Here is a 15,889-nt window from a genome sequence, read left to right as displayed (position 1 = left end):
GAGGAAGCGAAGATTGTAGAAAACGCTCCTTTTCGTGTAGATAGTCGTTTATTGATTTAGTAGGTTTTTACCGCTTGAGTTTTTGCTTAGTGTAATCTCTTACAGGTAGTACATGAACGTGTTACTCCTGGTAACAGGGCTATCCTGCATCGGAATCTTGCAAGCCGTTCATCATTTTAGAACGTTATAATCTCTCTCAACACGGCAAGCAAACGAATTACCTCAAAACTTTAGGGCAATTAAAGCAGGGGCAAAGGCCGCGAAGGTTGTAAAGCCTGCCACCTGACGATACGGTCTCAACTCTGAATGCTGGCTTACCTGACTCGCCAGAATATTGGTCGCGAGAAAGCCGGTCAGGTGGATAATGGATAAATACTTGTGCAGCTTGACCCCGCTGCGTGCTTTTTGATCGGCCATACGTTTAGGGGGCGCGGATAGCGAAAGCAGGGCCGTTGTGCCATAAGCGATATTGGTGATTGTTAGTGCCGTTTGCTGGGCACTGAGTAGCTGATCATAATTGCTTCCTGTGGCCTTGTTCAATTTCAGATCCAGAATACCCTGCGCCAAAAAACCTGCCAGGGTTGCATACCCTGTAACTTTGTGGGTGATCAGCATGAACTGGCGCACCTTAAGCTCTTTCTGTCGCCCTTCAAGCGTAAGGGGAGCAACCTGCATGGCCCGAAGCAGTCCATTGGGTCCCCAGAAAATCCGTTGCGTAAAGAGCATTTTATGGGGTAATAGCAGCGAATCTGCCGAACTAGCCAGCAATTGATTGTCGGACGAAGCTGTTGGCTGCCGGACATAGGATGTGTCCTGTGCCTGAACCTGTAGACCAAGAAACAGGAGGAGAACGAAAAGTTTTGCCATGAGGAAAAGCAGACGTTTTAAATAAGAATGAGTAAATAGAAAGTGAGCGTACAGAATGGGCTTCTTTTTTCACCGTACGTGGGAAATTCGCCCTTGGTTGCGTTAGGGCCTAGGTTATACGGATAAGCTTTTTCATAGTACTTGCCAGCCTGGAACCGTATTTGTTTTTAACCTGATTGGATTTTGCCCCGCAAATGGCGACGTTTGCGCCGTTTCTTTTCAACTAGCATTTCCTTCCATGAACGACTCGAAACTTAGTGAACTCTTCCCAACCAGCGAAGCCCAGATCCCTGCCGAGTACCGAATTGAACCCATTCACCAGCGCGAGTATTTGCTTGACGGCGAAATGCGTCAGTGGACTGGCGCTGTTTCAGAAGTATACTCGCCCGTTTGTTTACCAGATGCGGAGGGTACGTTACAACGTCAGCTCGTCGGTAGTTTTCCCGTAACAGGTCCTACCGAAGCCGTTGAAGCCCTGAATGCTGCTGTAGCTGCTTACGATAATGGCCGGGGTGAGTGGCCCCAGATGTCGGTGGCGGGCCGGATTGCCTGCATGGAAACCTTCATTGGGAAAATGCTGGAGCAGCGGACGCTGGTTATTAATCTGATTATGTGGGAGATCGGCAAGAACCTCGCCGATGCAACCAAAGAGTTCGACCGTACCGTGAAATACATTTACGATACGATCGATACGCTCAAAAATATGGACCGCAACTCGTCGCGGTTTCGGATCGAAGAAGGAATTATCGGGCAGATTCGGCGGTCGCCGTTGGGGGTTGTGCTGGCGATGGGGCCGTTTAACTATCCGCTCAACGAGACCTACACCACGCTGATTCCGGCGATTCTGATGGGAAACACAATCCTGTTCAAGACACCCAAACATGGATCACTACTGCATTATCCGCTCTTGGAAGCGTTCCGTACCAGTTTTCCGAAGGGTGTTGTTAACTCCCTCTATGGCCGGGGTGCCAACGTGATTCCGCCGGTTATGCAGTCGGGAAAAGTTAATGTCCTGACGCTCATTGGCTCCAGCCGGGTAGCCGACGAACTGCAACGGCAGCACCCGAAACTCAATCGCCTTCGGTCGATTATGAGCCTGGATGCCAAGAACGCAGCCATCATTCTGCCCGATGCGGATTTGAACATAGCCGTTCAGGAATGTCTGCTGGGTACCTTATCCTTTAACGGCCAGCGTTGTACGGCTATTAAAATTATCTGGGCGCATCGGTCCATTGCCGATAAATTCCTGGCGCAATTTGGCCCGGAAGTGAGTAAACTAAAACCCGGAATGCCCTGGGATGCCAAAGTGCAGATTACACCCCTGCCCGAACCAACCAAACCACAATACCTGGCCGATATTATTGCCGATGCGGCAGCGGGTGGGGCGTCGATCGTGAACGAAGGTGGCGGAGAAACGGTGGCATCCCTGTTCAAGCCAGCTGTGGTTTATCCCGTTAAAGAAGGAATGAAACTGTACCGGGAAGAACAGTTTGGTCCCGTAATTCCGGTCGTTGTGTATGATGATGTCGAGGAGTTTATCGACTACCTGATTACGGATGATCACGGGATGCAGGCGAGTATTTTTGGTACCGACACTGCTGAGATCTCTAAGCTCATCGATCCATTAGTGAACCTTGTTAGCCGGGTAAATATCAATGCGCAGTGTCAGCGTGGGCCCGATACCTTTCCGTTTACGGGCCGTAAGGATTCCGCTGAGGGAACGCTGTCTGTGGAAGACGCTCTGCGCTCATTCTCTATCCGGTCGGCGGTGGCTACGAAAGATACGCCGGGGAATAAAGCCATTCTGAATGACATTGTGGGGCATCATCAGTCCACGTTCTTAAGTACGAATTTTATATTTTAATGTAAAGTCGCCCGTCCCGGTCGGCGTGTAGGCAAAAAGCTTACATTCATCTTTAACACTTCGCACCGACCGGGACGGGCGGCTCTACCTATGCTCACTGCCACTAAACTCGTCAAGACCTATAAGTCTGTTCCGGCCGTTCGGAATGTATCCATCACACTCGAGCCGGGTCAGATTATGGCGCTTGTGGGTGCCAGTGGATCAGGTAAAAGTACCCTGCTGAATCTGCTGGCGGGTTTGGCCGATGCGGACACGGGCGAAGTCCGGCTCAACGACGAACGGATACTGGGTCCATCGGAAGTGCTGGTACCGGGCCATAACGATATTCGGCTGGTTCATCAGGAATACCAGTTGATGCCGAATGTATCGGTACGAGAAAACATTGCCTACGCGTTACGTTTCTTCGAGAAAAGCTACCGGGATTTTCGGGTTAATGAATTGTTGAAACTCTGCCGTTTGACCGATGTACAGGATCGGATTCCGCGTCAGGTATCGGGCGGAGAAAAACAGCGGACGGCCATTGCCCGCGCCATTGCCGATAAACCGGCTGTTTTGTTGCTGGATGAGCCATTCAGTCACCTCGATTTACCCAACCGACTCATTGTTCGTGATTTGTTGTTCGATCTGGTTCGGCATGAAGGGACCGGGTCGCGCTCGACATCCTGCCTGTTTGTGACGCATGATGCCTCAGATGCCCTTTCAATTGCCGATACATTGGGGATTCTGCGCGATGGAAAACTGATCCAACTGGGCGCACCCGTGGACATTTATCATCGACCCGTTACGGCCTATGCGGCACGGATGACGGGGCTGGTTACTGTTCTCAAAGCAAAATATTTACCGCTGCTGGGTTTGCCCGAATCTGAGAATCCGGAAGCCTTGATCTGCCTGCGTCCTGAACAGCTTAAACTCGATACTACAGGTACGCCAGCCACGGTTCGGGCGGTGTATTTTAAAGGAAGCCACTATGAGCTTGACGTGGCTCTATCGCGCTACGTATCACTCCGGTTACTTACGTCCCGCGATGATGTGCAGGTAGGGCAGGTTGTTCAGATAAAGCTGACCGATAAGCCCCTATGGCAGTTGAAAGGGTAGGAGATGGAGGAGCCAGAATCTTACTTTCTATAACTATTCGGATTGGGGGTCAGTTGTGATATAAATAATCCAATGACGCGTTATGGAAGCTAAAGATGAGCAGCACGATCCTGGTATTGATGAACCCAACGGAACAGGTGATTTCCTAGTCGGTGAAGAAACGGAAAATGTCAAACCTACCGGTGTAGACGATAAATCGACCGGAATGGGCGATGATGATTATCTGGGGAAAACGAATAGAAAAGGAGAGGAAGGGGATTAAAGGGATGAGTGGGAGGAAAGGGAAAACAGAAATGTCTGTTTTCCCTTTCCTCCCACTCATCCCTTTAATCCTTTTTATAACAGCCTCTTGATCAATTGTTCAACCGAAATGCCTTCCGCTTCTGCCTTAAAGTTTCGGACAACCCGATGGCGCAAAATTGGCATGGCTACAGCGCGAACATCTTCGATATCAGGCGAGTATTTGCCTGTTAGTAATGCATTGCACTTGGCGGCCAGGATAAGCGCCTGCGATGCCCGTGGACCAGCGCCCCATTCTAAATACTGGTTGGCGTCTGGAGCCGCCATGTCGGTATTGGGTCGGGTTTTGTGAACGAGTTTGACCGCGTATTCAATTACATTATCGACCACCGGAACCCGGCGCACCAGGTGTTGAAACTCCCGAATTTCTTCGCCCGTAATCACACGCTGAACATCATATTTGTTGTCGGACGTCGTGTTTTTTACGATGTCGACTTCGGATTGATACGACGGATAATCCAAGTAAATATTGAACATGAAGCGGTCCAACTGGGCTTCGGGTAGCGGATAGGTACCTTCCTGCTCAATTGGGTTCTGCGTAGCCAGTACGAAAAATGGCCGACCCAGGCTGTATTTCTGACCGGCAATCGTTACCGAATACTCCTGCATGGCTTCCAGTAGGGCCGCCTGTGTTTTAGGGGGCGTCCGGTTAATTTCGTCAGCCAGAATAATATTGGCGAAAATAGGCCCTTTAATGAACTTGAAATTGCGCTCCTGATCCAGGGTTTCGGAACCTAGGATATCGGATGGCATCAGGTCAGGGGTGAACTGAATCCGGTTAAAATCCAGATCCAATGCTCCCGCAATTGTCTGAATCAGCAGTGTTTTCGCCAAACCTGGCACACCAACTAGCAAACAGTGCCCCTGACAAAAGATAGCCGTTAACAGCAGTCGAACAGTTTCGTCCTGACCAATTACGACTTTCGAGATTTCACTTTTAAGTTTTTGGTAAGAATTGGTAAGGGCTTCGGCAGCCGCGACGTCTGATGTGTAGGGCATTGTAATGAAAAATGTATAATGAAAAATGTATAATGGTTAGGCTTATTGGCTAATGAATTCTAGTACCTTAACTAGCAGCACTCATTATTCATTAAACATTATCCATTATCCATTAATTGCCTCCTCCGCTGAGGTTGGCTGCACTATTTTGGGTTGTACCAAATATTCGGCAACTGTGGAATTCAGGATCGACCGTGATGTATACATCGGCAATTGATTTTTTGAACCAGTCGTCAATAGCGCGGTTCTTTTTGTTTTGAAGCACAATTGTCTGCAATTTCTCGAAGTCTTTGGTGAAATCGGCCGTGTGGGGCGGAACCTTACTCTTAAAATACAATAATCGTACCGCGCTTTTGCCATCTTCCGTACGGTAAGGCAGTGGAGCCGAAATCTTTCCCACCTGCATGGTATCGAGCATCTGGAACATGGCGTATTCCATTGAGCCATCCATAGCCATCCGGCTGCTGCCTGACTGCGGATCGCGCAATAACCCACCCGCATCAGCGGTATTTTTGTCTTCCGAATAATCGTGAGCGGCCTTCTCGAATTTCAGCGAATCGAGTTGAATCAGGTTCCGAAGACTGTCCAGGTAGCGGGTCGGTCCCGATAAGTCCAGGCGGTTGTAATCGGGTCGAAGCAGAATGTGTCGGGCGCGGTATTCAGCACCGCGGGTTTCCAGCAATTGGATCAGGTGCAAACCAAAATCCGATTCAACAACGTCCGACATTTCATTTGGTTTCAGTTTCAGGGCTGCGCCTTCAAAAGGAGCCACCATCGCTCCCCGTTTCGCAAAACCTAAGTCGCCCCCTTTCTCACCTGAGCCAACATCTTCCGAGTTTTCTTTGGCAAGCTTGGCAAAATCTTCGCCTTTTTCAACCCGATGCTTAAATTCCAGCAATCGCTGCCGGAGGGCTTCTTTCTGTTCTTTCGTCGGTTTGGCAAAGCGAACGATCTGACCAACTTCTACGTCGGCGGGCATATAGGGAAGGCTATCTCTTGGAATCGCATCGAAAAACTTACGCACGTCACGCGGAGTCACTTTCACGTCGGTCGTAATTTTTTGTTGCATTTTCTGGACAACCTTCTGTTCTTTCACCTGGGTCCGCAGCTCACTTTTGAGCATTTCCAGGCTCTTGCCATAGGCTTCAACAATACTTTTTTCGGAACCAAACTGCTGCACCATGTACTGCATGCGGGAGTCGAGTTCGCTGTCTACGATTTTGTCATCAACCACAACCGAGTCAATCTCGGCTTTGGCCAGCATCATTTTGTTGACAACGAGACTTTCCAGCAACTGACATTTTTGCGGAGGTGTCTGGTTTTGACCAACGTAGGATTGGTAGGCTTCGTCGAGATCAGACCGTAGAACATAGTAATTGTCTACTTTGGCGATGATCTTGTTCAGACTAACTCCCTGACCCTGCCCAAAACTGGGTGCCGTCAGGAAACAGCCAACCAAAATAAAGAGCACACTGCTGATTACTTTTTTCATATTCTCAAATATACGTACAGAACGGCAAGCGGTCTGTGTTTTAAGAAATTTTAAGTGGAATTTGGGGTTCGGTGGAGTTAGTGAGTAGTGAAGTAAGTTAAGTGGGTGGAATAGATGGAGTGAGTAAAGTTACTCTCTGTACCAACTACACCTACTTCACCCACTCAACTTACTCTACCAATTTCTACTTCACTAACTTCTGAATTTCGGCTTCGTTTACTTTTACTGGGTATGTTTGCCGGAGTTGCGCAAGCCATTGTTTTTCAAGCAGGGCCTGATATTCGTTAATGACGGTACCACGAGCTTCGGCAAACGTTTTGGTACGAGCGGGCTCGATCCGACTAATGATCACGGCAATTGCTTTAGTATCACGATGCAGGGTGGTTGTGCCCACTTTCCATTGGTTAATTGAATCGAGGTACGGGTTCGTTCCCTGCGCAAAGGATCCTTCGGTAATAGAAAGGGCCGGTGGCATACCCGACGTTACCGGATACTTGCTATTGATGATTTTGGCAACATCATCCTTTGCATTGCTGAAATATTGAAAGGTCACGTTACGCTGAGCATCTTTTGAAACACCTGGCCGCGCCCCCTGATAGTCTTTCTCCATGATTCTGCTCAACGAAATTCCGTTTTTTTGTAGGTAGCCAACCACGTTGCGAATCCGGCCAGCCGAAACTGAATCGCGTTCGGTTGGGTCATGTGACCCGGTTACTTCAACAACGTAATCTGGATTATGTCCCAATACTACCAGCAGGTCGAATAACGTTTCGCGTTGAGCGGGTGTTAAGGCTGTCTGGTTCTTGTCAAACGCAATCGGAGCTGCCGACCGCCGAAGCTGATAGGGTGGTTTCCCGCTGAAGACACTTGATGCCTGTTTCAGAAGGCTATCGGTTTGGGCGATGACCAGCGTAGCAATGGCCCGTTTGGGAAGTCGGTACTCGGCTTTATGTTGCTCATAATACTGGCGCTGTCCCGTCGAATCAACCATCGAACGCTCCCATACATTCTGCTCCATCACCTGCGAAAGCAGTACACCATCGCGAATGTCGCTCATCAGGGACTTGAATTCTGCTGATTTTTTGTCCAGATTCGCTTCTTCAGTGGCAATCAGGCGGTCGCCAACAAACCGATCAAACTGGCGGTACATGGCAACGCTTGGAGAGCCAGCTACCGTGTGCTCTGCGGTTGGGGCTGTTGAGGTTGTCGTAGTGGCCAATGCCGGATTCCGGGGCGGTTGCTGCCGTTGGCGGACATAGGCAAAAAACTGGTTAACGGTATACGGCTGCCCCGAAATTGTGACAATGGGTTTGTTCTGTAACGAGGGATCGAGCGGTTCTGTAAAGCGCCACTGACCTCGGAGTAAACTACTATCGGCTTTGGCTACAGCATTCTCAAGAACGGTTTTATCTTCCTGCACCGTATAGTCTTTTCGAAGTTTCTGAACCGTTGATTGTCGCAACACTTCAGCCCGGCTATCGGTCATGACGCGCTGCCGTAAAGGAGCCGCCATGGTTGCATAAGGTTCCAGTGCTTTGCGTTCAATAAGTTTGATGATGTGCCAGCCGTAATTGGTTCGGACGGGTTTTGAGTAATCACCTACTTTAGTCAGAGCAAACGCAGCATCATCAAAGGCCGGTACCCAGGGCCGGTCGGGCGTTGAGAGGGGTAGCACGCCCCCGTTTGATTTCGAGGTTGCATCATCCGATAGCTCGCGACACACCAGTTCAAACGATTCGCCTTTTTGCAGGCGTGTATAGGCAGCATCAATGCGGTTCTGCGCCATTTTCTGGCCCGCTTCATCGGCACCAGGGCTCATACGTACCAGGATGTGGGCTACCCGAACGCGTCCACGGCTGGGTCGGCGATTGTTAACTTTGATCAGGTGATAGCCAAACCGTGTTCGAACGGGCTGCGAAATGCTACCAACGGGCGTTGTGTAGGCGGCAATCTCGAGTGGATAAACAACCCCAAACGCCGTAATGTAGCCCAGACTTCCTCCAGTTTGAGCCGTTGCGGCATCCTGTGAATACTCACGGGCCAATTTGGAAAAATCTTCACCTGCCAGCGCCTGTTTCCGCAAAGCCAGCGCGCTTTGGTAGGCTTTAAGGGTATCGGCAGGTAGCGCATCTTCGGAAACCGATAGCAGAATATGCGATGCGTTGACGTCTTCCTGCATATGCTGGTAAGCCTCAGCCGTGAGCGCTTCAACAAGCACTTTGTCGGTCAGATAGGACTGCGCCAGTTGCTTCCGGTAGGTATTCATTTCCTCCCGAAAGGCCTCGGTCGTATCACGACCTTCTGTTTCGGCTGCCAGAACTTTCAGTTTTAGATTCGTATAGAGATCGAAGTAGCCTTTGACGTCGGTTCGCTGAGTCGAATCAGACGAAAGCTGGTTTTTGGTAAACGACTGAAAAAAGTCATCGGTCGTAAAAGGTTTGTTGCCCAATGTCAGAATAACTGGCTTCGGGGGTGGTGTTTGCTGAACAACCGGTGCAGTTGTTTTACAGGCTGTTATTACGAGTAAGGCCAATAAAAAACCGCCTGTTAAATGGCGCATAGCGTCTAGTAAAGGTAATTTTGGACGTATAGGTGAAACAGATACAAAGGCAAAAACATTCGTTATCTATAGGGAACGATGTGCCAACACGCTTATTGGCGTACCGGCTGGATTTTCACCGCTTTAAGCTGAATGTCATACTCCAGCCGATAGTCGAAGGCATCTTTCATATTCTGGCCGGTAAACACCGCCGGCACATGCACCAGCCGCTGTTTCTTCTGGCGTAAATCGGCTTCGCGAAGGTCAACACTACTTTGTCCCAGCAGATCATCATCATCCAGTTTATCAACGAGTTGCAATCCAACTCCCGACGCAACCAATCCGGCCGATACATACTTCAGGGGTGTCAGCACCTCGGTGACGGTCAGGAGCAATCCAATCGGAATGGCAACTATGTTATGAATCTTCTGAATTTTCGAAATCGTTTCTTTGGCCTGGTTATAGTCATCGACCTCAATTAAAACGACCGATGCCACAATACGTCCATTTCGAGGCAATGCCAGACTGATCGGTTTCGCAGGATTGTGTTCGGGTGAAGCAGCGGAACGTAGATCAAGCTGTTCATCTTTCCGAACGGTCTCAACGCCCCAGCCTCCATTAACAACAGCGACAGGCTTGTTGTTGGAGTCGTAGCTGGTTAACGAATAGGCCATCATCAGCTCATCGCGCCGACTGATGGTTTCTTCCAGATTAACCGCTTTTAGCGAACGGGGCACCAGTTCTGCGGTGAGCGTTGGTTGGCGGGCGCAGCCTACTAGTATCAGAACCGGGATTACACTGATTAAAATGATTCTCATGATTTTGTTAATAGTCCCGCACCGGCGGACCGGCTGATTTTTAGGATTCAGAGCCACTGGTGTGGTTATGATTTGTACAGATTTTAATCAACTAAATCTTACCTCATCTAATTATCATAAAAATCAGCGTTCTATTGATTTTGTGAAAAATTCATACAAAAACTTCTTCAACAATAGATGTTCCTGAGGAACCATCACCACTGGTCCACTGCCATTGCTCATGCAGACGAATTCGACCGTCGGGTAGTAATTCAGGTGCCGAAGAACAACGACCCGTCATCAACTTACCCTGACTGTTGACATGCTCATAACGCATGTCTAAAAAGCCGCCTTCCAGTACAACCGCAATCAGAAACCCTTTGACGATGTCTCCTCCGGCATACTCAGCCCACACAAGTTTATCCTGCTGGTGATAGTGAAAAAGCGTATCACCACTTACGTCACCATTTGGTGTATTGGTAACGGATCGGAAGGTTTTGTTGTCGTACATGGTTTTGATTAGTGAAGAATGAAGAGTGAAAAATGAAGAATAGAAAAAAGCAAGTCGAACCTATTCTTCATTTTTCACTCTTCATTATCTAAACGCTTGGTTCCTGCTGGCTCAGGCAATGGAAACTGCCCAGCCCCCAGACAATATCGGTTGAATCAATTCCTACGATTTTACGGTCGGGGAAACAGCTGCCGATGATATCCAGCGCTTGCTGGTCTTTAGCACAGCGGAAGGTTGGTACAATGACCGAGCCAGTTGTGATCAGGAAATTAGCGTACGAAGCGGGTAGGCGAAGGCCATCACTCACAACAGGATCGGGCATGGGTAGCTCAACGATATTGAGTTGCTTACCATTCAGCAGCCGCATTTCCTTCAGTTCCTGGTGGATTTCCTGGAGAAACGGGTAATTGGCATCGTTTTGGTTCGATTCATACGCGGCTATGACGGTATCCTCATTGACAAAGCGAACCGTATCGTCAATGTGGCCATCGGTATCGTCGCCAACAATGCCTTCTTCCACCCAAAGTACCTGCTGTACGCCATAGTAATCGCAGAGGTACTGCTCTATTTTCGCCTGGGTCAGGTGGGCATTTCGGTTCTGGTTAAGCAAACAGGCCCGGCTGGTCAATACGGTACCAGCTCCGTTGAACTCCACAGAGCCACCTTCCATAATGATACCGGGTGTCACATAATCCAGGTTACGATAGTGGGCAATTTCAATCGGAATCAGATCGTCGCGATCATAAGGCGGATATTTGCCTCCCCAGGCGTTGTACCCCCAGTTGACAATCATCCGTTCTTTTTTCTCAGGATTAATCAGAAAGGCCGGACCGTGATCGCGGCACCAGGAGTCGTTGGTTGGGTGGGGCAGGAGGGTAATGCGGCTCATATCGGCTCCGGCAGCCAGTAAACGTAGTTTGGCCGCCTGGATAACGATCTCGTTGTGGGCGTTAATGCATACCTGCTCACTTTCGGCAATCGCTTTGATAAACTCAATGTAGGCCGGGAACATCAGCTCCTGTTGCTCGCGGGTCCAGGAGGCTTCGGTATGGGGCCAACTGAGCCAGGTAGCCACATGCGGGTGCCACTCAGGCGGAAAGAAAAAGCCCTCTCGGGCCGGGATCAATGCTTGATTTGTTGTTTCAATCAATGGCTGTATATTCATGCGAACGTTAGAAACTCGGCAACAAAAGTACACAAAATATGCGGCTCAACAGATGGAAACACTGGCTGTTCGTACTTGGATTTATCGTAATAAGACTTACCAACAGCTCCGCTCAGCACGGGCAAAAATTAGTAGCAGAACTGGATGTCTTACCCGGTTGGTATCCTGTTCCTCGCACGGCATCATCTGTGTTTCAGGATAATTCGTTAGCCTATCCGAATGCCTATACAAGCTTTTCTCACCTACTCAAAAAAGTAAAGGAGGGCAGTAAAGTTGAGGCTTTGACCATTGATGGTACTATGTTGAAACAGGGTGGCTTGGCTGACTTAAGCCAGCTGCAGACGGTACGCGTGCTGACCATCAACCTGAGTGGAGCAATGCCTCTGCAAACGGATTCTTTGTTTCAGATAATTCAGAATTGGCCGGCCTTAGAGCGCCTTACTATTACGGTAAACCCTTATTTCCCCAATAAAACCGAATCTGGTGGCTTAGTAACGTTGCCCGCTGCCTTTATGCATTTTCCCAACTTGCATGACGTTCGGCTTAGTGGTTCGGGTTTCCAGTGGGACACGTCATTCAACGCCCTGGCTGGACTGAAATCGCTTCGCTCGCTTGATATATCCAGCTGGCAGCAAGTCAAGCCGTTGCCAATTTACTTCCCACAATTACCTCAGATTACCGCTTTACGAATCAGTGGAATAAATTTTCTGGTCAATCAGCAGACGTTCACCAATCTCAGCACATTAAGCCAGCTGACGCTGACAAATGTTACGATTGATTCGCTTACGTTTCAGCACACCTTAACGAGTCTGTCTCGGTTGGAAACGCTGGCCCTGGAAACCATTCGTTCCTTACGGAAACTAGCGCTTAATGAGTTGAAGAATCTGAAGTCTGTTGAATTGAGCGGCAATCCAGACTTGTTGGTCGATGCGGCCACCTTTGCTGGGTTGCCGGGTTTGGAACGGCTTAGCATTCGAAACCAACAGGCTATAGATATGTCCGGGTTTTGCTCGCTCACTCAGTTGCGCACCTTATCCATAAGTGGGATTCGTACACCTACTCAGATTCCAGATTGTATTAGTAAGCTAGATCAGCTTACCGAATTACGAATTGAAAGTGTTCCGCTTAACCGGCTTTCTGATCGTATTGGCTCTTTAAAGCAATTACAAAAACTGAGCCTTAGCCATTGTGGACTCGATTCATTGCCAGCCACACTTGCTCAACTAACGAACCTGAACGAACTTGGGTTAATGGGCAATAAACTACGTCAGATGCCCAACATCTGGAAGCTGACCAACTTACAGAATTTAAATATTGCCAATAATCAATTGGTTAGTTTACCCGAAGAGCTTGGCCGACTAACCCATTTGGAAACCCTGGCTGCTTATAATAACAAGCTAATCCAACTGCCCGCGTCGATTAGCCGGTTGGTGAACCTTCGTCTTCTTTCGCTCCAGGCTAATCAACTCGAACAGCTCCCGGAAGAACTGGGGAAACTACGGAAACTTCAGTTCCTGTCGCTGAATAACAATCAGTTAACCGGATTTCCTGCTAGTATGGGTCAACTGGATTCCCTAAAAAGATTGTTAATTGGCAACAACCGGTTGAGGAGTCTGCCTGCCACCTTTTCTCAATTGAAAAGCCTGATTGAATTACATATTGGTACCAATGAATTGACCGCGTTGCCTGCCAACTTTGGATCATTGCATACCCTAACCAATTTAACGATTGAAACGAATCCAATCACTGAATTACCCGCATCTATTTGTGAGTTGTATGCATTAGAGTACCTAACGATTATGGGCACTCAGATCCGGCTCTTGCCTGAGCAAATTGGGGCATTGACTAAACTTCGGCAGGTGACGCTGACTAATAATGAATTAATTGCCCTCCCAACTAGCATTGGGCAATGGCAGCATGTGACAAGTATTTCGTTGGAGCGAAACCGGTTAGAGGGTTTGCCAAATTCACTTGGCCGTTTGGGCAAATTGGGGAATCTGAGAATTAGTGGAAAGGATAAAGTTATAGAAGGCGCTATGGGGGGCATACAGCAATTGCCTGATAGCATTGTGCACTGTACACAATTGTGGGATTTATTCATTGACCGACAACCTCAGCTCGATGCCGACGATGTGTTTACCAAAGCTGCCCGGATGAAACGACTAACCCACCTGAAGGTTACTAATTGTAATATCAGTAGGTTACCCATGATTGACTGGAAAAATACAGTCTGGCAAATGCTGGTTCTCTCTCAGAATCTGCTAACTGAATTGCCCGTGGGTCTGCTGGATGTACCTGCTTTGCAGACCCTCGCTGTGGCTGAGAATCGACTTCCTGAATCGCTGAACCGTGATTTTCATGATAAAGAATCGGTACGCGTTGCCTTTATCGAAGCCGGTTTAGTGCCACTGGAAAGTCTAAGTAAACCCAACCGAAGGGTATCTTCTGCCTACATGCAAATGTCAGCTCATAGAGCAAGGCAGCGTGATTGGGCGGGTGTTCTGGGTGATCTGGGGAAAGCCATTGAGTACGCACCCGATACCATACGTTCCTTTGCTTATGGGCAGCGGGCAAGCTTTCATGTTTTTCGAAAAGAATACCCTGAAGCGCTGGCTGATTATGATAAAGCCATTCAATACGCCCCCCAGCTTCGAAAGGAAAAATTGTCGGATACGATGGCTACCACCCGGACGTTGGCTACGTACTGGCAGCAGAAAGCATTCGTGTTAGGTATAATGGGCCAGTATGATGCGGCTCTGTCGGCTATTACGCAGGCTGAATCGTTCCTTCCGCCAGCGGATACCTATAGCCCTTTAACTGGTCTTGTTCATACCGAGCGAGGCCGCTATCTGGCCATGAAAGATAAACTGGCCGATGCGGATTCCAGTTATCGCAAGGCGATTCGGGCGTATGAAAAATTGATGCATCCCGATCCTGGAATCCGTCTGACAATTGTTGAACTGAGTTTGCTAACGGGGCAATATGACCGGGCGAAGCGAGCCATTGCCGATCTGCCGATGGATCAGATGCGGGATGGCTATGCCACGCTGAAGGAATATCTTGAAATCTGCATAGCTGTTCTGAAGAATGAACAGACAGGTGCACAGGCTATGGAACGTCTGACAGCTTATCTGGACAAACATCCGGCTAAGATTTATGGATGGCGTTTCGATCTGTTCGACAATTGGTTGACCAAATCAAAACTGCCTACCGAAAAAATGGCAACGCTACGTCAATTAACCGATGCCACCAAAGAGCGACTGGTTAAACCCGAATGAACGGAATCGGAATAGACTAACTAATTAACTTCTGCACAGCCTCGACCGTTAGTTGCCTAAAATCATCGACAATCAGCGCTGCACCTGTGCCGGCTAACTCATTCCGGGTATGCGTTGTTGCTACGGCTACGACGGTCATACCTGCCCGTAAACCCGCTTCAATACCCGCAAATGCATCTTCAAATACCACGCATCGGGCAGGTTCTATGCCCACGTGCTTAGCCGCTGTCAGGTAAATTTCGGGGTCGGGTTTACCCTTTTTAACCATACTGGCATCTACAATTGCATCGAAATAAGGGCGTAGCGGAAGTCCGTCGAGGGTAAACAGAACGTTGCTCTCGGGTGCCGAGGTACCCACGGCCAGTTTAACGCCCTGCGCCTTCAAGGCACTCAGAAAGTCGAGCAGACCCGGTGCTGGCTGGAGGTGCGGACGATATAACTCGCGGTAAATCGCTTCTTTCTCTTCTGTCAGAACGATCAACTCCCCGGCTGAAATGGGGCGTTGAAATACATAAGCCATCGCATCGGCGGATACGCGCCCATTGATGTTTTCAACGTATTGGTCTTTCGTAAGTGGGCGATTGTGGCGTTGGGCAAATTGTAACCATGCATTGATATGGAAATCAGTGTTGTCGATCAACACACCGTCCATATCGAAAAGGACAGCCCATGAACGGGCCGAAGGCGAATCGGGCATAAAAACAAAAGGGTTAAACCTCGTTCTCTGGTGTTGGTAAAATATCTCCGGCAAGTACAGCCGCTTCGTGAAGGAGTTCAGTGGCTACCAATTCATCTGTTATGTCTTCAATGCGCTCATCAAATGCATCCAGTCCACTATCATTGGTCGACTTGGAGGCATTCATACCTAACAGAAATTTTCCTACATACAGCAGATTAAGCGAAAAACGTAATTCGGGTAGAGCGCGACTGTGGCGGGTCCGGGGTTCGGTTTGCATAAGGTTGGAACAACCAGCGGGTGCGG

At 48.9% G+C, this 15,889-nt stretch carries 13 protein-coding genes; 4 read left to right on the top strand and 9 right to left on the bottom strand.

Going from position 1 to position 15,889, the window contains the following annotated elements; all coding sequences use genetic code 11:
- Nucleotides 1–222: 222 nt before the first annotated feature.
- On the bottom strand, nucleotides 223–867 hold the full coding sequence (locus ACYVGO_RS21480; RefSeq protein ID WP_460971026.1) for a hypothetical protein: 645 nt from the start codon (nucleotides 865–867) through the stop codon (nucleotides 223–225).
- A 238-nt stretch (nucleotides 868–1,105) separates the two neighbouring features.
- On the opposite strand from ACYVGO_RS21480, the gene ACYVGO_RS21475 reads away from it, so the two are divergent.
- From ACYVGO_RS21475 to ACYVGO_RS21465, 3 genes are all read left to right on the top strand, one after another.
- On the top strand, nucleotides 1,106–2,731 hold the full coding sequence (locus ACYVGO_RS21475) for an NADP-dependent glyceraldehyde-3-phosphate dehydrogenase (protein WP_460971025.1): 1,626 nt from the start codon (nucleotides 1,106–1,108) through the stop codon (nucleotides 2,729–2,731).
- Nucleotides 2,732–2,821: 90 nt separating this feature from the next.
- A complete protein-coding gene (locus ACYVGO_RS21470) occupies nucleotides 2,822–3,826 on the top strand; it encodes an ABC transporter ATP-binding protein (protein ID WP_142772048.1) in 1,005 nt (334 codons plus the stop codon).
- Between the two features lie 82 nt (nucleotides 3,827–3,908).
- Entirely contained in the window at nucleotides 3,909–4,088 is a 180-nt protein-coding gene (locus ACYVGO_RS21465; RefSeq protein WP_142772049.1) for a hypothetical protein, read from the top strand.
- Between the two features lie 74 nt (nucleotides 4,089–4,162).
- Here the strand turns inward: ACYVGO_RS21465 and ACYVGO_RS21460 are convergent, their stop codons facing one another.
- The 6 genes from ACYVGO_RS21460 to ACYVGO_RS21435 all read right to left on the bottom strand — a co-directional run bounded on the left by ACYVGO_RS21460 (nucleotide 4,163) and on the right by ACYVGO_RS21435 (nucleotide 11,629).
- Nucleotides 4,163–5,125 (bottom strand): AAA family ATPase, encoded by a 963-nt coding sequence (locus ACYVGO_RS21460; RefSeq protein ID WP_142772050.1) that lies wholly within the window; start codon nucleotides 5,123–5,125, stop codon nucleotides 4,163–4,165.
- Nucleotides 5,126–5,237: 112 nt separating this feature from the next.
- A complete protein-coding gene (locus ACYVGO_RS21455) occupies nucleotides 5,238–6,617 on the bottom strand; it encodes a peptidylprolyl isomerase (protein ID WP_142772051.1) in 1,380 nt (459 codons plus the stop codon).
- Nucleotides 6,618–6,801: 184 nt separating this feature from the next.
- A complete protein-coding gene (locus ACYVGO_RS21450) occupies nucleotides 6,802–9,177 on the bottom strand; it encodes a peptidylprolyl isomerase (RefSeq protein WP_460971024.1) in 2,376 nt (791 codons plus the stop codon).
- A 92-nt stretch (nucleotides 9,178–9,269) separates the two neighbouring features.
- Entirely contained in the window at nucleotides 9,270–9,974 is a 705-nt protein-coding gene (locus ACYVGO_RS21445) for a hypothetical protein (protein WP_460971023.1), read from the bottom strand.
- Between the two features lie 151 nt (nucleotides 9,975–10,125).
- Nucleotides 10,126–10,464 carry a n-acetylglutamate synthase gene (locus ACYVGO_RS21440; RefSeq protein WP_142772054.1) on the bottom strand — a complete coding sequence of 113 codons (339 nt, stop codon included), beginning with the start codon at nucleotides 10,462–10,464 and terminating at the stop codon, nucleotides 10,126–10,128.
- Nucleotides 10,465–10,552: 88 nt separating this feature from the next.
- On the bottom strand, nucleotides 10,553–11,629 hold the full coding sequence (locus tag ACYVGO_RS21435; RefSeq protein ID WP_460971022.1) for an agmatine deiminase family protein: 1,077 nt from the start codon (nucleotides 11,627–11,629) through the stop codon (nucleotides 10,553–10,555).
- Nucleotides 11,630–11,667: 38 nt separating this feature from the next.
- On the opposite strand from ACYVGO_RS21435, the gene ACYVGO_RS21430 reads away from it, so the two are divergent.
- On the top strand, nucleotides 11,668–14,907 hold the full coding sequence (locus ACYVGO_RS21430; protein WP_460971021.1) for a leucine-rich repeat domain-containing protein: 3,240 nt from the start codon (nucleotides 11,668–11,670) through the stop codon (nucleotides 14,905–14,907).
- 16 nt (nucleotides 14,908–14,923) lie between these two features.
- On the opposite strand, the gene ACYVGO_RS21425 is transcribed toward ACYVGO_RS21430, so the two are convergent.
- Both ACYVGO_RS21425 and ACYVGO_RS21420 read right to left on the bottom strand, forming a co-directional pair.
- Entirely contained in the window at nucleotides 14,924–15,604 is a 681-nt protein-coding gene (locus ACYVGO_RS21425; RefSeq protein ID WP_460971020.1) for an HAD family hydrolase, read from the bottom strand.
- Nucleotides 15,605–15,617: 13 nt separating this feature from the next.
- A complete protein-coding gene (locus ACYVGO_RS21420) occupies nucleotides 15,618–15,863 on the bottom strand; it encodes a hypothetical protein (RefSeq protein WP_142772058.1) in 246 nt (81 codons plus the stop codon).
- Nucleotides 15,864–15,889 lie beyond the last annotated feature (26 nt).

The organism is Spirosoma migulaei (assembly GCF_054776855.1).
The sequence above is the reverse complement of the archived record's forward strand: the minus strand, read 5'-3'. Positions and strand labels throughout refer to the sequence as shown.